The 18,419-nt window shown below is 67.9% G+C and carries 13 protein-coding genes; 10 read left to right on the top strand and 3 right to left on the bottom strand.

Translation table 11 applies throughout. The features are described from left to right. Positions 1-76 precede the first annotated feature (76 nt). The 9 genes from phoB (at position 77) to GQ674_RS02825 (ending at position 13,019) form a co-directional block, all read left to right on the top strand. A complete protein-coding gene (gene phoB, locus GQ674_RS02865; protein WP_038690178.1) occupies positions 77-766 on the top strand; it encodes a phosphate regulon transcriptional regulator PhoB in 690 nt (229 codons plus the stop codon). Positions 767-934: 168 nt separating this feature from the next. Continuing rightward, positions 935-2,275, top strand: coding sequence for a phosphate regulon sensor histidine kinase PhoR (gene phoR / locus GQ674_RS02860; RefSeq protein WP_159495890.1), 1,341 nt, complete (start codon positions 935-937; stop codon positions 2,273-2,275). Continuing rightward, a complete protein-coding gene (ppk1, locus tag GQ674_RS02855) occupies positions 2,272-4,353 on the top strand; it encodes a polyphosphate kinase 1 (protein WP_159495889.1) in 2,082 nt (693 codons plus the stop codon). Before phoR ends, ppk1 begins: the two co-directional genes overlap by 4 nt. Before the next feature lie 172 nt (positions 4,354-4,525). After that, positions 4,526-6,052, top strand: a complete 1,527-nt coding sequence (ppx, locus tag GQ674_RS02850; RefSeq protein WP_159495888.1) for an exopolyphosphatase — start codon at positions 4,526-4,528, stop codon at positions 6,050-6,052. Positions 6,053-6,507: 455 nt separating this feature from the next. Continuing rightward, positions 6,508-9,435 (top strand): TonB-dependent receptor, encoded by a 2,928-nt coding sequence (locus GQ674_RS02845; protein WP_159495887.1) that lies wholly within the window; start codon positions 6,508-6,510, stop codon positions 9,433-9,435. A gap of 446 nt (positions 9,436-9,881) precedes the next feature. Continuing rightward, on the top strand, positions 9,882-11,021 hold the full coding sequence (locus tag GQ674_RS02840) for a glycosyltransferase family 1 protein (RefSeq protein ID WP_159495886.1): 1,140 nt from the start codon (positions 9,882-9,884) through the stop codon (positions 11,019-11,021). Continuing rightward, complete coding sequence (locus GQ674_RS02835; RefSeq protein WP_159495885.1) at positions 11,002-11,541, top strand: phosphatase PAP2 family protein; 540 nt, start codon at positions 11,002-11,004, stop codon at positions 11,539-11,541. The genes GQ674_RS02840 and GQ674_RS02835 overlap by 20 nt, the downstream gene beginning before the upstream one ends. Positions 11,542-11,593: 52 nt before the next feature. Then, the gene (gene lpxH / locus GQ674_RS02830; protein WP_159495884.1) at positions 11,594-12,337 is read left to right on the top strand and encodes a UDP-2,3-diacylglucosamine diphosphatase; all 744 of its coding nucleotides are present in this window, start codon (positions 11,594-11,596) and stop codon (positions 12,335-12,337) included. Positions 12,338-12,464: 127 nt separating this feature from the next. Beyond that, positions 12,465-13,019, top strand: a complete 555-nt coding sequence (locus GQ674_RS02825) for a hypothetical protein (RefSeq protein WP_159495883.1) — start codon at positions 12,465-12,467, stop codon at positions 13,017-13,019. Between the two features lie 57 nt (positions 13,020-13,076). On the opposite strand, the gene GQ674_RS02820 is transcribed toward GQ674_RS02825, so the two are convergent. Beyond that, positions 13,077-14,330 (bottom strand): M12 family metallo-peptidase, encoded by a 1,254-nt coding sequence (locus GQ674_RS02820; RefSeq protein ID WP_159495882.1) that lies wholly within the window; start codon positions 14,328-14,330, stop codon positions 13,077-13,079. A 218-nt stretch (positions 14,331-14,548) separates the two neighbouring features. Here GQ674_RS02820 and GQ674_RS02815 point away from each other — a divergent pair, with 218 nt between their 5' ends. Then, on the top strand, positions 14,549-16,036 hold the full coding sequence (locus tag GQ674_RS02815) for a DUF2235 domain-containing protein (RefSeq protein WP_159495881.1): 1,488 nt from the start codon (positions 14,549-14,551) through the stop codon (positions 16,034-16,036). A 43-nt stretch (positions 16,037-16,079) separates the two neighbouring features. Here GQ674_RS02815 and GQ674_RS02810 read toward each other — a convergent pair whose 3' ends face one another. Both GQ674_RS02810 and purF read right to left on the bottom strand, forming a co-directional pair. After that, a complete protein-coding gene (locus GQ674_RS02810) occupies positions 16,080-16,931 on the bottom strand; it encodes a ferritin-like domain-containing protein (protein ID WP_159495880.1) in 852 nt (283 codons plus the stop codon). Between the two features lie 10 nt (positions 16,932-16,941). Beyond that, the gene (gene purF / locus GQ674_RS02805; protein WP_038690198.1) at positions 16,942-18,408 is read right to left on the bottom strand and encodes an amidophosphoribosyltransferase; all 1,467 of its coding nucleotides are present in this window, start codon (positions 18,406-18,408) and stop codon (positions 16,942-16,944) included. Positions 18,409-18,419 lie beyond the last annotated feature (11 nt).

Below are 18,419 nucleotides of genomic sequence, written 5' to 3'. Positions count from 1 at the left end.
CGGGTCGTCACAAACATGTCATGAAACCGTAGTCTACTGGGCTCAATCCCGGTCTGATAAGCAATACGGTGCGCACGTGCAGAAACGCATTCTGATCGTCGATGACGAACCCGCGATCCGCGAAATGGTCGCCTTCGCCCTCCGCAAGGGCGACTACGACCCCATCCATGCCGGTGATGCGCGCGAAGCGCAGACGGCGATCGCTGATCGCGTCCCCGACCTGATCCTGCTGGACTGGATGCTTCCGGGCACCAGTGGGCTGGACCTGGCCCGTCGCTGGCGCAAGGAGGCCCTCACCCGCGAGGTGCCGATCATCATGCTGACTGCCCGCGGCGAAGAGAACGACCGCGTCGGCGGCCTGGAAGCCGGTGTCGACGATTACGTGGTCAAGCCGTTCTCGGCCCGCGAACTGCTGGCCCGGATCCGCGCGGTGATGCGCCGCGCCCGCGACGATGACGAGGACGGCAGCGTGGCGGTCGGTTCGATCCGCATCGACGGTGCCGCCCACCGCGTGTTCGCCGGCGACCAGCCGGTGCCGATCGGCCCCACCGAATACCGCCTGCTGCATTTCTTCATGACCCACCCCGAGCGCGTCTACACCCGCGCCCAGTTGCTGGACCATGTATGGGGCGGCAGCGTGTACGTGGAGGAGCGCACGATCGACGTGCACATCCGCCGGCTGCGCAAGACGCTGGAACCGTTCGCGGCGGAAAACATGGTGCAGACCGTGCGCGGCGCTGGCTACCGCTTCTCTACCTCGACCTGATCTCTGCCTGCCTTCTGCTACGCTCGGGTTGCTCCAGCAGCGGGGCAGAGCCCCGCTCTACGATTCAGCGGGGCAACGATTCAGCGGGGCAGAGCCCCGCGCTACGCTGGAGCAGCGCCCCGCTCTCCCCCGGATCACGCCGGGGACCGCACCTTCCGCGAGACCGCAATGCCGCGCCACATCCGTTCTGCCTGGTTGAAGACACTGGCCACCCTCGCCCTGCTGCTGCTCGCCGCCGGCGTGCTGGGGCTGCTCACCGGCCATGTGTGGATGTGCATCGCGCTGGCGTCCATCGGCGCACTGGCCTGGCATTACTGGCGGCTGCGCCGGGTGCTGCGCCGGCTCACCGCCCGGCAGCGCTGGGACATGGGCGGCGGCAACGGGGTGTGGAACGAGCTGGACCGCCTGCTGTACCGCAACCAGCTGGAAATGCGCACGCGCAAGCGGCGCCTGCTGGACATGCTGCGCAGCTACCGCGCCGCCGCCGCCGCCCTGCCCGACGCGGTGGTGGTGGTGGACCGCAACAGCCAGCGCGTGCAGTGGTTCAACGAAGCGGCCACCTCGCTGCTCGGCCTGCACCATCCCGGTGACCTGGGCGAGGCCCTGGTCGAGCGCCTGCAGCCGATGCCCCTGGCCCACTGGCTGGCCGGCGGGCGCAATGCCGAACCGATCCTGGACGTACCCTCCCCGGTCGATCCGGCGATCCGGCTCAACCTGCGGCTGATTCCCTATTCGCCGGACTACTGGCTGCTGATCGCCCGCGATGTGAGCAAGCTGCTGCGGCTGGAGCAGGTGCGCCGCGACTTCGTGGCCAACGTGTCGCATGAACTGCGCACGCCGCTGACCGTGGTGCACGGCTACCTGGACATGATGGAGCCGGAGGACTTCCCCGGTACCGGCCCGATGCTGGAAGAGATGCGCAAGCAGTCCCAGCGCATGGCCCAGCTGGTGGAAGACCTGCTGACCCTGTCGCGGCTGGAATCGCAGGAACATACCGAAGAAGAAGCCGTGGCGATGGCGCCGATGCTGGCCACGCTGCGCCGCGAGGCCGAAGCGCACAGCCAGGGCCGCCACCAGATCAGCGTGATCGACAGCGCCGGGGTCGACCTGCAGGGCTCCAACAAGGAACTGCACAGCGCCTTCTCCAACCTGGTCACCAACGCGGTGCGCTACACCCCGGCCGGTGGGCGGGTAGAAGTCGAGCTGGCCCGCGAGGGCCAGGGCGTGGTGCTCAGAGTGCGCGACACCGGCTATGGCATTCCCGCCACCCACCTGCCGCGCCTGACCGAACGCTTCTACCGGGTGTCCAGCAGCCGCTCGCGCGAAAGCGGCGGCACCGGCCTGGGCCTGTCGATCGTCAAGCACATCCTGGGCCTGCATCATGCGCGCCTGGAGATCCAGAGCGAGGTCGGCAAGGGCAGCGTGTTCGCGTGCCACTTCGATGCCGACCACGTCCGCGAGCGCGCCGACACGGCCTCCCTTTCCTCTTCCGAAGACCTTTCCGCATGAGCACTCTCGTTCCCATCGCCGTGCCTGTGGACAACGATCCACTGCGTGACCCGGCGCTGTACATCAACCGCGAGCTGTCGCAGCTGGATTTCAACTTCCGCGTGCTGGCCCAGGCGATGGACACCCAGGTGCCGCTGCTGGAGCGGCTGCGCTTCATGTGCATTTCCTGCACCAACCTGGACGAGTTTTTCGAGATCCGCGCCGCCGCGGTCCGCCATGCGCAGGAATTCGGCCTGCCGCCGGCCCCGGATGGCATGACCCCGCAGGCGATCCTCAACGCCATCCATGACCGTGCCGCACAGCTGGTGGACCAGCAGTACCGCTGCTGGAACGAGACCCTACGCCCGGCGCTGCACGAGGCCGGCATCGACGTGCTTGGCCGGCACTCCTGGAACCACCGCCAGAAGCGCTGGCTGCGCGCCTATTTCCGCAACGAGATCATGCCGGTGCTGTCGCCGCTCGGGCTGGATCCGTCGCACCCGTTTCCGAAGATCCTCAACAAGTCGCTGAACATCGTGGTGGTGCTCAAGGGCACCGATGCGTTCGGCCGCGCCGGCCACCTGGCCATCGTGCGCGCGCCGCGCTCGCTGCCGCGCATCATCCAGCTGCCGGAAAAGCTCGGCGGCGCGCAGACCTATGTGTTCCTGTCCTCGGTGCTGTCGACCTTCGTCGATGAACTGTTCCCGGGCATGGAAGTCCAGGGCGCCTACCAGTTCCGCGTGACCCGCAATTCCGAGCTGGTGGTGGACGAGGAAGAGGTCGAGAACCTGGCGCTGGCATTGCGCGACGAGCTGGTCGACCGCGGCTACCGGCCGGCGGTGCGGCTGGAGATCGCGCAGGACTGCCCGCGCGACATCGTGCGCACCCTGCTGCAGAACTTCGGCCTGACCGAGAACGCGGTGTACCGCATCGACGGGCCGGTCAACCTCAACCGCGTGATCCAGCTGTACGACCTGCTGGCCCGCCCCGAACTGAAGTATCCCCCGCTCAGTCCGCGCGTGCTGCGCGACGGCGACGGCATCTTCGACGTGGTGGCGCGCAAGGACGTGCTGCTGCACCATCCGTTCGATGCGTTCACCCCGGTGCTGGACCTGATCAAGCAGGCCGCGGTGGACCCCAATGCGCTGGCGATCAAGCAGACGCTGTACCGCACCGGCAAGGATTCGCAGATTGTCGATGCGTTGATCCAGGCCGCGCGCAACGGCAAGGACGTCACCGTGGTGGTGGAACTGCGCGCCCGTTTCGACGAAGAAGCCAACCTGGGCCTGGCCGACCGCCTGCAGGAAGCCGGCGTACAGGTGGTGTACGGCGTGGTGGGCTACAAGACCCACGCCAAGATGCTGCTGATCGTGCGCCGCGAGGGCCGCAAGCTGCGCCGCTACGTGCACCTGGGCACCGGCAATTACCACAGCGGTACCGCGCGCGCGTATACCGACCTGAGCCTGATCACCGCCGACCCGGACATCGGCAACGACGTGCACCTGCTGTTCCAGCAGCTGTCCGGTCTGGCGCCGCGGACCAAGCTCAAGTGCCTGCTGCAATCGCCGTTCACCCTGCACCCGGGCCTGCTGCAGCGGATCGAACGCGAGACCCGCCTGGCCACCAGTGGTCGTCCGGGCCGGATCATCGCCAAGATGAACGCCCTCAACGAGCCGCAGGTGATCCGTGCGCTGTATGCCGCCTCGCAGGCCGGCGTGCAGATCGACCTGATCGTGCGCGGCGCCTGCACGCTGCGCCCGGGCGTGCCCGGGGTGTCGGACAACATCCGGGTGCGCTCGATCGTCGGCCGCTTCCTGGAGCACAGCCGTGTGTACTGGTTCGGCAACGATGGCGCCGCGGAGCTCTACTGTGCCAGCGCGGACTGGCTGGAGCGCAACCTGCTGCGCCGGGTGGAAACCTGCTTCCCGATCCTGGACCAGGAGCTGGCGCGCAAGGTGTACCGCGACGTGCTGCAGAACTACCTGGACGACAACCTCAACGCCTGGCAGCTGCAGGCCGACGGCAGCTACCTGAAGTGCACCCCGGGCCATGACGAACCGCCGCACGCGGCGCAGATGGCCTTGATGCAGGGGCTGTAGGGACCGACCGGGTGATGCCCCCTTCGTGCCGGGCAACGGTGCGCACCCGGCGGGTCACGATTCGCGCATCGGCGGCCGCCGGTCCCCCCTTCGATGCGACCGGTCGTCGCAGCCTGCCCATGTGAAGGGCGCGCGGTGACTTCGCGACCCACCCTTCGGCTAACATTCGCAAATGCCGCATACCTCCACGACTCCGCCCGCCCTGCAGGATGGCGACCTGCTCGCCGCCATCGACCTGGGTTCCAACAGTTTCCACATGGTCATCGCGCGCTACACGCTCGGGCAGCTGCGGGTGGTCGACCGCCTGCGCGAAACGGTGCGCATGGCCGATGGCCTGGACGGCAAGGGCGGCCTGTCCGCCGAGGCGCGCCAGCGCGCGCTGGAATGCCTGGCGCGGTTCGGCCAGCGCATCCGCGCCATTCCCTCGGTCCGGGTGCGCGCCCTGGCCACCAACACCGTGCGCCAGCTGCGCTCGCCGCAGGCCTTCCTGATGCCGGCCGAGACCGCGCTCGGGCATGCCATCGAGGTGGTGAGCGGTCGCGAAGAGGCCCGCCTGATCTACCTGGGCGTGGCCCACGCGCAACCGCCCAAGCCGGACCAGCGCCGGCTGGTGATCGACATCGGCGGCGGCTCCACCGAATTCATCATCGGCCAGGGCATGCAGACCCTGGAGCGCGAAAGCCTGCAGGCCGGCTGCATCGCCAGCACGCGCCGGTTCTTCCCGGGCGGCAAGCTCAGCCGCAAGCGCTGGAAGGACGCGCTCACCGAGATCGGCGCCGAGTTCCAGCAGTTCGCCAACAAGTACCGTGCACTGGGCTGGCATGAAGCGCTGGGCTCGTCGGGCACGCACAAGGCGATCAGCGAGATCTGCGCCACCATGAAGCTGAGCAAGGGCGCGATCACCGCCGAAGCCCTGCCGCAGCTGCGCGACGAGCTGCTCAAGGCCAAGCGCATCGAAGACATCAACCTGCCCGGGCTGTCGGCCGATCGCCGGCCGATCATCGCCGGCGGCATCCTGGTGCTGGAGGCAGCCTTCCAGGCGCTGGGCCTGCAGAAGCTGCTGGTCAGCAAGGCGGCCATGCGCGAAGGCATCCTGTACGACATCCTGGGCCGCGCCAGCGAGAACGACCTGCGCGACGAATCGGTGGCCGCGCTGACCCTGCGCTACGGCATCGACATCGTGCAGGCCGACCGGGTCGAGCACACCGCGATGAACCTGCTGGCCCAGGTCGAAGACAGCTGGGGGCTGGACCCCGACGACGCGCGCATGCTCGGCTGGGCCGCGCGCCTGCACGAGCTGGGCCTGATGATCGCCCACAGCGGTTACCACGTGCACGGCAGTTACGTGCTGGAGAACTCGGACATCGCCGGCTTCTCGCGGCAGGAACAGCAGCTGCTGGCCGCGCTGGTGCGCAGCCACCGCCGCAACATCTCCAAGTCGGCGTTCGAGGCCTTGCCCGAGCGCCTGCTGCAGCCGGCACGGCGCATGACCGCGCTGCTGCGGCTGGCGGTGCTGCTCAACCGCGCCCACGAAGAAACCCCGATGCCGGCGCTGGAACTCACCGCCGACGACACCCGCCTCTCGCTGATCCTGCCGCAGGCCTACATCGACGCGCGGCCGCTGCTGCGCGCCGACCTGATCGGTGAAACCGAAGGCATGGCCGGGCTGGGCGTGCAATTCCGGCCGTTCGTGGCCTGAGGTCACCGGCCCGCGCACCGACGCGGGCAGCCCCCTTGTCCATTCAGGACCGCGTCCGGGTACCGGGCGCGTGTGAACCCACCTTATCCCCCCTTCCAACGCCCGCCCCCCCCGGCGCTCGGTGGCAGGGTCGTGTCCGTTTGCGGGCGGGTCCAGCGCCCGGACGAGGGGCGAATTTGCGCGCCGACCATGCCGCACTGCGTCAAATTGATACATTTCGACACAAACCGATACGCAGTCACCACTGAACCGCCAAGACAAGTCATTGCTTCTCTTGCACTTTTGTCCCGCTCGTTACAAAGCCGTGAGAAATTCTTTGCGGACTATTTACAAAGTATTAACGACCGAGACTATGATCAAGGAACCGGCCTTCACACGGTCGGATTTTTGGGAACGCGGGAACTTGGGCCCGCCGACTCTTTTTTGATCCAGTTCCAACCGAGAGAGAGAGCCAAATGAATTCACGCACCAACGTACTGGGGCAGGCAATCCGCTACGCCCTGGTCGCCGGCACCGCAGGCCTGATGGCCGCCCCGGCGATGGCACAGGACGCGCCGGCAGCAACCAACCTTGACCGCATCGAGATCACCGGTTCGCGCATCCGCCAGGTTGACGTGGAAACCGCACAGCCGGTGTTTGCGATCAGCCGCAACGACATCGAACGCCAGGGCTTCAGCTCGGTGGCCGATATCCTGCAGAACGTGACCGCGATGGGCAGCCCGACGATCAGCCGCGCCAACGCGCTGACCGCCGGTGAAAATGCCGGCGGTACCTACATCGACATGCGCAACCTGGGCACCCAGCGCACGCTGGTGCTGGTCAACGGCAAGCGCCTGGGCATCAGCACCTCCGGCTATCAGGACATCTCCACGCTGCCGGTCTCGGCGGTGGAGCGCATCGAAGTGCTGAAGGACGGCGCCTCGGCCATCTACGGCTCCGATGCCATGGCCGGCGTGGTCAACATCATCACCCGCAGCAACGTCACCGGCGTCACCGCCAACGTCTACCACGGCCAGTACAGCGAAGGCGACGGCGCGCGTGACCGCTTCGACGTGGTTGCCGGCTGGAGCAACGACCGCATCTCGCTGACGCTGTCGGCCGAGCATTCCGAAGAAAAGGCCGTGTGGGCCGCCGACCGTGGCTTCAGCGCCTACGGCCTGACCGACCGCCACGCCGACAACCTGACCAACTGGGCCACCATCAGCCAGTACGGCCAGTTCACCGGCGTGAAGGGTCGCCCGGGCTGCACCAACGCCACCGCCGGGTGCAACTACTCGCTCAACCGCGGCGCCGACCCGCTGAACCCGGCCAACTATCACATCACCGACCCGACCGGGTTCACCGGTGATGTCAGCAACTCCAACGACCAGATGCACGTCAGCTATCCGGTCAAGCGCGACTCGGTGTACTTCGACGGGCGCTTTGCGATCACCGACAACATCAACTTCCGCACCGAGCTGGGCTACAACAAGCGCAACTCGGTCCGCCAGATCGCCGGTTACCCGCTGCAGTCCAGCACTGCCGGCGTCGGCTCGATGTCGATCGACAGCTACTTCAACCCGTTCGGTCGCCAGCACGGTTACGCCACGCCGACCGCCGTCGCGTGGAACCGCCGTACCTGGGAAGTGCCGCGCGTCACCACCAGCGAGCTGAAGACCTACCGTGCAGTGGCCTCGTTCGATGGTTCGTTCGACATCGGCGAGCGCTACTTCGATTGGGAAGTGGGCTACCAGTACAACCGCAATGAGCTGGAGTCGGTGGCTACCGGCAACCTGCACAAGGGCCGTGTCGCCGCTGCGGTGGGCCCGTCGTTCTACAACGCTGCCACCGGCAAGGTGCAGTGCGGTACCCCGGGCGCGCCGATCGATCCCGCCACCTGCAAGCCGTGGAACCCGCTGGTGCCGTACGGCACGATCGACCCGAACGGCCTGGACGGCAATGCCGAGCTGCAGGAATGGCTGTTCCCGCCGGAGCTGACCAAGGGCCAGACCACGACGAAGAACTTCTTCGCCAACATCGCCGGTTCGATCGTCACCCTGCCGGCCGGCGACCTGGGCTTCGCGTTCGGCGTTGAGAGCCGCAAGGAAGTGGGCAAGTACGTGCCCGATCCGCTGGCCCAGACCGGTGCCACCACCAACCTGGCCGCTGGCCCGACCGGTGGTGACTACCAGGTCAACGAAGCCTATCTGGAAGTCAACGTTCCGGTGCTGGCCGACCTGCCGGGTGCCAAGGAACTGACCTTGAACGCGGCCACCCGCTTCTCGGATTACGACACCTTCGGCAACACGCTCAACAGCAAGTTCGGCTTCAAGTGGAAGCCGATCGACCAGCTGCTGGTCCGTGGTACCTGGGCCGAGGGCTTCCGCGCGCCGACCATCAACGATCTGTACGGTGGCGGTTCGCAGACCTTCGCGCAGTTCAGCGATCCGTGCGACACCCAGTTCGGTGCGTCCAAGACCAGCGCCGAAGTCCGCGCGCGCTGCGCCCGCGACATCGCCAACGCCGATACGTTCCGCCAGCTGCGCCAGGGCAACCAGCCGGTCGCCACCGCGACCGACGCCACCCCGGTGCCGTTCACCAACGGCTCCAACCCGTTGCTGACCCCGGAAACCTCGACCAGCAAGACCCTGGGCGTGGTGTGGAGCCCCACCTTCATCAGCAACTTCAACATTGCGTTGGACTGGTGGAAGATCCGCATCGACAACACGATCATCGCCGATACCCCCACGCAGATCCTGATCGACTGCTACGAGCAGGGCATTGATTCGCGTTGCACCCGCTTCACCCGTGACCCGTCCAACGGCATCGTCACCGACCTGCAGTTCGGCAACCGCAACGCCGGCTTCCTGCAGACCGAAGGTTACGACCTGGACGTGAGCTACCGCGTGGACACCGGCTACGGCAAGCTGAGCGCCAACTGGGCCAGCACCTACGTCAGCGAGAACATCTACCGTTCGACCGACGACAGCAAGGTGGTTCCGACCCCGACCAACGGCATCGGCAGCGGCTTCCGCATCCGTTCCAACCTGTCGCTGGGCTGGGACCTGGAGAACTTCGGCGTGACCTGGACCGCGCGTTACTATTCCGGCGTGAAGGAACAGTGCGTGGACATCACCAGGTACCCGGGCGAGTGCTCCGATCCGGGCGTGTACGCTCCCTGGTACAAGGGCGCGCGCAACTACAACGAGCGTGGTTCGGTCACCTTCCACGACCTGCAGTTCCGCTACAACCTGCCGTGGGATGCCACCGTGTCGGTCGGCGCCAACAACGTGTTCGACAAGCTGGGTCCGGTCATGTACAGCAAGCCGAACTCGGCCTTCTCGTACTACGGCGGCTATGACATCGGTCGTTTCGTCTACATGAAGTACCAGCAGCGCTTCTGATCGTTGCCAGGTAGTACCGCAACACCCAACCACGGCCCTTCGGGGCCGTGGTTTTTTTGTGTTTCTTCTCCCCTCTGAGAGAAGCGTCTTGTTGCAAGGCCGTCGCAGAGTGAGCGCGACGCTACGCGGGTGCACAGGCACCGTTTGGATCGGCTGGCGACTCCGATCGGGCCGGTCGCGAGCGGGAGGGCCCCGTAGCAGCCGGTAGGCCCCTGGCGCAAATGTCCCCCGGCCGCGTGGCGGCCTCCTCCTTTATTTTGCCCAGGGGCCTACCGGCTGCTACGGGGCTCGGCTTGCGGTGCGCAGGTGGATGCCATGCTTTTTTTGACGCTTGTCGGTGGGTCGGGCGCGGGGGCTGAAGCCTCCGGGCGTCATCGGCCGGTCATGCGCGCGTCATGGGGGCTACATCGCGCGCGCCCAGCATGGCCGCATACCGGAGGCCCGCCATGCGCTATGCCATCGTCACTGAAACGTACCCCCCTGAAGTCAACGGCGTCGCCCTGACCGTGCAGGGGCTGGAACAGGGACTGCGCGCGGCCGGCCACCAGGTGGACCTGGTACGCCCGCGCCAGGCCACCGAAGCCGACACCGAAGAAGGCACCCTGCTGGTGGCCGGCGCCGGCCTCCCACGCTATCCCGGCCTGCGCTTCGGGCTGCCCGCGCCCAAGCGCCTGGCACGCCAGTGGCAGCTGCAACGCCCCGATGCGATCTACATTGCCACCGAAGGCCCGCTGGGCTGGTCGGCACTGCGCACCGCCCGACGGCTGGGCATTCCGGTGGCCAGCGGTTTCCATACCCGCTTCGACGAATACCTGCCCGACTACGGTGTGGCCTGGCTGCAGGCCGCTGCGCTGCGCTGGATGCGGCGCTTCCACAACCAGGCCGATGCCACCCTGGTGCCCACCCAGGAGCTGCAGCAGTTCCTGGGCGAACAGGGCTTCGACCGGGTACGCCTGCTGGCCCGCGCGGTGGACAGCAGCCAGTTCGAACCGCAGCGGCGCGACCCCGCCCTGCGCGAGGAATGGGGCATCGACGGCAACGGCTTTGCGGCGATCTACGTGGGCCGCATCGCGCCGGAGAAGAACCTCGGGCTGGCGGTGAAGGCGTTCCGCCGCCTGCAGCAGATCCGCCCCAAGGCGCGCTTCATCTGGGTGGGCGATGGCCCCTCGCGCGAAAAGCTGGCGCATGAAAACCCCGACTTCATCTTCTGCGGCGTGCAGCGGGGCGACGCCCTGGCCCGCCACTTCGCCAGCGGCGACCTGTTCCTGTTTCCCAGCCGCAGTGAAACCTTCGGCAATGTCACCCTGGAAGCGATGGCCAGCGGCGTGGCGACGGTCGCCTTCGATTACGGCGCGGCACGCGAGTACCTGCGCACCGACGACAATGGCATCGCGGTGAACGAAGACAGTGAGTTCGTCGCCGCCGCGCTGCAGCTGGCCGGCGACGATGTGCTGCGGGCCCGCCTGGGCCGCAACGCGGCCACCGCGATGAAGCGGCTGCATCCGCAGCAGGTGGTGGCCGAATTCGATGCCCTGTTGTCCGAACTGGCCCAGGCCCGGAGGCCGCATGCCGACCACGCCGCTTGAGGCCCTGCGCGGCCACGAAACCCGCTGGTGCCGCCGCGCCAACCACTACTGCCGGCGCCGCCGGGTCCGCCGCGCGTTCGCCGTGGTCAGCCGGCTGGGCGATGGCGTGTTCTGGTACGCGCTGATGGGCGCGCTGGTGCTGGTGGACGGGTTTGAAGGGCTGCAGGCCTCGCTGCACATGGCCGCCACCGGGCTGATGGCGTTGCTGCTGTACAAGGGCCTCAAGCGCTGGACCCGACGCCCGCGCCCGTATGCCGCCGACCTGCGCATCCGCGCCTGGGTGGCGCCGCTGGATGAATTCAGTTTCCCGTCCGGGCACACCCTGCACGCGGTGTCGTTCACCATCGTTGCCCTGGCCTACTACCCGTGGCTGGCACCGCTGCTGCTGCCGTTCACCGCGGCGGTGGGGCTGTCGCGGGTGGTGCTGGGCCTGCACTATCCCAGCGACGTGCTCGCCGCCACGGCGATCGCCACCGCGCTGGCCGGTGCCAGCCTTCGCTGGCTGCCGTTGCCGATGTAACCCGATGATGCGGGCCGCCGCAGAGCCGCCCGACCCGTTTTACAATGCGCGCATGACCACGCTGTTCATTTCCGATCTGCACCTGGACCCGAGTCGTCCAGCCATCACCGAGCTGTTCCTAGCGTTCCTGCGCGATGAAGCGATGCAGGCCGACGCGCTGTACATCCTGGGCGACCTGTTCGAAGCCTGGATCGGCGATGACACCCCGTCCGCCGCCGCCGACGCGGTGGCGGGCGCGCTGCACGCGGTGGCCGATGCCGGCGTGCCGGTGTACTTCATCCGTGGCAACCGGGACTTCCTGGTCGGCAACGACTACGCGCGCCGTGCCGGCTTCCGCATCCTGCCCGACCCCAGCGTGATCGATCTGTACGGCCGCCCGGTACTGCTGCAGCACGGCGACCTGCTGTGCACCGACGACGTGGCCTACCAGCAGTTCCGCGCGCAGACCCGTGACCCGGTGTTCCAGGCACAGTTCCTGTCGCAGCCGCTGGCCGCGCGCATCGCCTTTGCGCAGAAGGCACGCGATGCCAGCCAGGCACGCCAGTCGGAAATGAAGCAGGACGACCGGGCCAGCTTCGAAACCGTCACCGACGTGGCACCGGCTGAAGTGGAGGCCACCTTCGCGCGCCACGGCGTAGACACCATGATCCACGGCCACACCCACCGCCCGGCGATCCATGCGCTGCAGGTCGGCGGTCGCCCGTGCACGCGGATCGTCCTGGGCGACTGGTATGAACAAGGCTCGGTGCTGCGCGTGACCGCGCAGGGCTGGAGCCTGGATGCGCTGGCGCGCTGAGCCGATAAGGGATCACGGATGATCGACCGCACACCGGCCCTGCTGCTGGCCGCGCTGCTTTCGCTGGGCGCGCCTGCGGCAGCCAGCGCCGCCACAGCCGCCGACGCCGCGGCCACGCCCCCCCCAGGTGGAACAGATCGCCCCCGACCCGCATGCCGTGCAGGTAGGCAGCGGCCCACACCGCTACCAGTTCGTGCTGCGCGATACGGTCAGCGCCGCCCCGGCCGCGTTACGGTCCTTCGGGCTGTCGCACACGGCGTTCGACCTGCCGTTCGTGGCCGCGGAGAAGGATGTCTACCAGGGCATCACCGATGCGCAGGGACGCACGCCCGTGTTCGCGTTCGAACAGGCGCCTCCCGCGCAGGGCTGGGTGCTGCTGGAGCGCTTCGGCAGCGGTCCCTATGGCGAACGCATGCAGCTGAAGGCCGGCGATGGCGAGGGTGTCGGCGCGATGGCCTACGAGCTGGTGGTGTGCGGCAAGACGCCGCGCCTGTATCGCGGTGTGACCACGGCCGAGGGCGACACCGCCTATGTGGCCACCAGCGCGATCGTGAATCTGCTGCTCTTCATCGATGCCGACAGCACCTCCGCCGGCGGCGACCTACCTCCCGGCCGGATCGAGCCCAGCGACGGCCAGACCGCCCTGCGGCGCTGCCGCGCGGACGCGGCCGATCCTGCCTGACCCGGTTGCCCTGCCCGCGAACGCAACGTGCGGTCGCAGACAGGGCGTCGGCCAGGCTCAGCGGAACGCGGCCACCGCCGCCTTGGTGTTGACCAGCACGCGCTGGTTGTCGGCACTGCTGGCAATGCCCATCGGCACGCCGTTGTAGTTGATGTTCGGATTGGACCAGAAGTTCAGGCGCGGGCAGCCTGCCGTGCACGCGTAGGCCATGATCGTGCGCCAGCGCGCGCCGGTGGCCGGCTCGTAGCGATAGCCGTGGCCATAGGCATACGGTGAGGTGCTGGGGTCGGTGGCGATGTCATGGCGCGCACTCTGCAGGTGGCCGATTTCATGCGCGAAGGAGTAGTAGCCGGTAGCGCAGTCCCAGTGCACCGCCGCGAACGCGGTAGCCGCGGTGGAGCCGATGCCGGAGGCCAGGCCGCACGAGCTGGCATTGTTGATCACCAGCACGGCGACGTCGGCGCGGGTGGTGTTGCGGCTGGTGTGAATGCTGTCCATCACCCCGTCGGTGGTGCTGCGGAAACGCGCCAGGTCGGTGGAGAAGCTGCTCGATTCCACATAAGGGGTGGTCTCGTAACCGGCCAGCTGCAGGGTGATGCCGACGTTGCTGTTGACGTAGCCCTGGTTGGATTCGGCCACCGCCAGCTGCACCAGCGACTGCATGTTGCCGCCGTACGCGGCCACCGCGCCGTTGGTGGCCACCACCAGCACGCGGATGGTGGCCGGCGTCCCCGATGACGCCGCCGCGATGCCGGCGCGGTCACTGACCGGCATGGCGATCCGCGGCAGGCTGTTGTAATCGGCCGGATGGTCGGCCGGCATGCGCGACTCGTCCACTTCCACCAGCACATGGCGACCATCGCTGAGCGGGCGCAGCCGGTACAGCTGGCCGTCCTTGCGGATGGAGCCGGTCACGGTGTCGCCGTTGCGCACCAGGATCACCGAATTGGCCGGGTCGTTGGCGGCGGCCCGCGCGCCCAGCTTGGCGCTGCGCGCCTGCAGTTGGCCGTACCAGATGCTGCCGCCGTCGGGCAGGGCCTCCACGCGCTGCTGCAGCGCCTGCACCGGTGTACCCAGCAGCTCGAACTCCAGCTGGCGCTGGCCGGCGTTGACCGCGGCGGCATCGATCCGCACCTCCTGGACCGCGGCCGTGGAGGCGGCAGACAACACGGCCTGTGCAGCGGGCTGGTTGGCGCTACCGGCGCGGCTGAGTACCGTCACCGGTTCAAACAGCGGGGCAGCGCCGGCCGCGCCGGCCGCCGCCAGGCACAACGTGATCACACCTGCGGCCTTGCTCATCGATCTGGACATCGTGTCATCTCTCTTTGAGTGGAAAACGGGGTGGACATCGTGATTGCGGTGCAGCCCCTGCGAGCGGGCCCGCCCATATGGCTCCACTTGATCGCGTGAATTCAATAGACAATGTCGATCACTTTTCCGAACTGTGACCGCCGACCGGCTGGTTCAGCCACGTCGCGTTCGTGTCGTTTTCGCGCTACCTTCGGCGCATCTATCGGGAACAGATGGCCATGGCAGGACAGCCCCCTCCGGCACCCACGGCAACGTTGTCGCTGCAGATCGGCCTGTTCTTCGACGGCACCCGCAACAACGCCGACAACCTGCTGCACGCCTCCCGCCCGCCCGGCAGCACCACCCCCACCGCACGGCCACCGGCGCCACTGGTGGCCGATGACGCCTCGCCCTACCAGAGCCGGCTGACCAGCAGCTACAGCAACGGGCTGACCAATATCGCGCGACTGCATGCGTTGTATCCCGACGACCGCGCGCAGCCGACGCGCGGCCCGGTGGCATCGCTGGCGATCTACATCGAAGGTGCCGGCACCCGCACCGGAAGCGACGACGACCTGATGGGCCTGGCCTTCGGCATCGGGCGCACCGGGGTGCGTGCCAAGTCGCGGCGGGCGCTGGACGAACTGCTTCCCGAGGCCCTGCGCGCGCTGGCGCGAACCCACCCGCAGGCGGTGCTGGAGATGCTGCATATCGACCTGTTCGGTTTCTCGCGCGGCGCCGCATCCGCACGCGACGCGCTCACCCGGCTCAACCGCGCCGACGGCCGCGCGTGGCTGCGTGAGCAGCTGCACCGCACCGGCTGGCAGCTGGCCAACGAGGCGGCCGTGCCCGCACGGCCGGCGCGCTTTGTCGGTCTGTTCGATACGGTGGTGGCGATCAACCCGCAGCAGCGCGACGAGCTTCCCGCTGTGGCGCTGCCGGCCGGGTGTGCCGCCAAGGTGGTGCAGATTGCCGCGCGCGACGAACACCGTTACCACTTCGCGCTGACCTCGGTGGCACCGCAGCACGAAGAGATCGCCCTGCCCGGCGTGCACGCCAATATCGGCGGCGGCTACGACCAGCGCATCGAAGGGCCCAAGCTGTTGACGCGCCCGCTCGGCCAGCGCGTTGCCGGGCACGGCCTGGCCGACACCGAGTTACCGCCGCTGCACCTGCTGCAGGGCACGCAGGTGTACCGGCAGGCACTGGCAGCGTGCCAGCGTTGGCAAGCCGAGCTGGGGTTGGGCGATGACGCGGTGTGGGTGGACGTATGGCACCGCTGGCAGGCCCAGCGGGTGGCCGGCAGTGCCAGCGTGCTGCCGCAGTGGGTGCTGTATGCGCACGCAGCGGTGGTGTTGAAACGCGACATCGATGGGCGCTACCAGTGGGTGGCCTTGCGGCTGATGCAGCAGCGTGCGGCTGCGGCGGGCGTGCGCTGGTTGGCCGATGCCGACGACGTGGCCGAGCTCACCCTGCCCGACGTACTGCGGCCGATCGCCGCGCGGCTGTTGTCGGGGCAGGCGCTGGATGCGGCACAGGAACAGCTGCTGCGGCAGCACTACCTGATGCAGTCGGCGCACTGGAATTTCGACGCGCTTGGCGATACCGCGCTGCTCTACGCCGCCGATGAAGGCACCCGCGAATTGCCGTATCGCCCCGGGCCGGGACTGTTCTACATCAACCGCCCCACCGAAGATGGCAAACGCGTGGTGTTGCCGAACGCGTGAGGTGCGTGTAGCCACCTGTGGGGTGGCTGCACGCGGTGTGGTGTTATCGCACCGGGCCGCTGGTGCGGCCGGCCTGCTCGATCAGGTTGGCCAGTTCTTCTTCATCGAACCCGGCCAGCAGGCGCGCTTCCAGGTTGAAGGGGCCATACAGGAAGCCGCCGGCGTACTCGTTCAACAGCGCGATGAAGCGTTCGCGCGGTTCGACCCCGGCGCGCTTGCAGTACCAGTGGTACCAGCGCGAGCCGGCGGCCACGTGTGCCACTTCCTCGCGCAGGATGATCTCCAGCACATCGGCGGTGGCGTGGTCGTTGGCCGACCGCAGCTTGTTGATCATGCCCGGGGTGACATCCAGCCCGCGGGCCTCCAGCACGCGCGGTACCAGCGCCATCCGCGACAGCCCGTCGTGCGCGGTCTTCTCGCACATTTCCCACAGGCCGTTGTGGGCGTCGAAATCCCCGTAGTCGAATCCCAGCGCCTGCAGACGCCCGTGCAGCAGCATGAAATGGCGCGATTCGTCGTCGGCCACGCTCACCCAGTCGGCATGGAACGCACCGGGCAGGCCACGGAAGCGGTACACCGCGTCCCAGGCCAAGTCGATGGCATTGAGCTCGATATGCGCGATGGCATGGATGAACGCGGCGCGTCCCTCTGCACTGCCCAGCCCGCGCTTGGGCAGGTCGCGCGGGTGCACCAGCTGCGGCCTGGACGGCCGGCCCGGCATGCGGATCGGCGCGGGCGGCGCGGCATCGGCGCGGGCCTTGAGCTGGCCCGCGCGGAACTGCACCGCGTAGGCCTGGGTCAGCGCGACTTTCTGCAGCGGGTCCGTTGCGGCCAGGCACTGCTGCGCGGCACGCAGCAGGTCACCGGCCGCCTCCAGCGGCAACTGCTCGGCCATCGGCGCAGCCTCAGGCGCGACGCTTGTGCTTGGCATCGTCCGAGCGCAACTGCTGGATGCGCTCGAAATACCCCGGCTCGATGCCGGTCGGGTAGACACCGTTGAAGCACGACGAATCGAAGGCCTTCAGTTCCGGGTTGCCTTCGCGCACCGCCGCTTCCATGTCTTCGATGTCCTGGTAGATCAACCAGTCGCAGCCCAGGTGCTTTTCGATGTCTTCGATGCTGCGGTTGTGCGCCACCAGTTCTTCGGCGGCCGGCATGTCGATGCCGTAGATGTTGGGGTAACGCACCGGCGGCGCGGCGCTGGCCAGGTACACCTTGCGCGCGCCGGCGTCGCGCGCCATCTGCACGATCTGCTGGCTGGTGGTGCCGCGCACGATCGAGTCGTCCACCAGCAGCACCACGCGATTGCGGAACTCCAGGTGGATCGGGTTGAGCTTGCGGCGCACCGATTTCACGCGCTCGCCCTGCCCCGGCATGATGAAGGTGCGGCCGATGTAGCGGTTCTTGATGAAGCCTTCGCGGTACTTCACCCCGAGCGTGTTGGAGATCTCCAGCGCGGCGTCGCGCGAGGTGTCCGGGATCGGGATGATGGTGTCGATGTCGTGGTCCGGACGCAGGCGCAGGATCTTCTCGCCCAGCTTGATGCCCATGCGCATGCGCGCCTTGTGCACCGACACGTTGTCGATCATCGAATCGGGACGTGCGAAATACACGTACTCGAAGATGCACGGGCTGTGCTCGGCCGGCTCGGCGCAGACCTCGGAGAACAGCTCGCCACGCGCGGTGATCACCAGCGCTTCGCCCGGGCGCACGTCGCGCACGCGCTGGAAGCCCAGCACGTCCAGCGCGGCCGATTCGGAAGCCACGATGTATTCATCGCCTTCGGCGTGGGCGCGCTTGCCCAGCACCAGCGGGCGGATGCCGTGCGGGTCGCGGAAGGCCACCAGGCCCAAGCCCAGCACCACGCTGATCACCGCGTAGCCGCCCTTGACCCGGCGGTGCACGCCGGCCACGGCGCGGATCGCCGCTTCCGGGGTGAGCTGGCGCTGCGCGTCCAGTTCGTAGGCGAACACGTTCAGCAGCACTTCGCTGTCCGAGTCGGTGTTGACGTTGCGGCGGTCCTGTTCGAACACCTGCTGGCGCAGGGCTTCGGTATTGATCAGGTTGCCGTTGTGGGCCAGCGCGATGCCGTACGGCGAGTTCACGTAGAACGGCTGCGCCTCGTCCATGCCTTCGGAGCCGGCGGTCGGGTAGCGCACGTGGGCGATGCCGACGCGGCCTTCCAGGGTCGACATCCGCTTGGCGTCGAACACGTCGCGGACCAGCCCGTTGGCCTTCTGCACGCGCAGCCGCGTGCCGTCGGCGGTGGCGATGCCGGCCGCGTCCTGGCCACGATGCTGGAGGACGGTCAGGCCGTCATACAACTGCCCGGCGACGTTCTGGTTGCCGACGATTCCGACGATGCCACACATGGTGCGAATCT

The organism is Stenotrophomonas sp. 364 (genome assembly GCF_009832905.1).
Classification (GTDB): domain Bacteria; phylum Pseudomonadota; class Gammaproteobacteria; order Xanthomonadales; family Xanthomonadaceae; genus Stenotrophomonas; species Stenotrophomonas maltophilia_AP.
The sequence above is the reverse complement of the archived record's forward strand: the minus strand, read 5'-3'. Positions and strand labels throughout refer to the sequence as shown.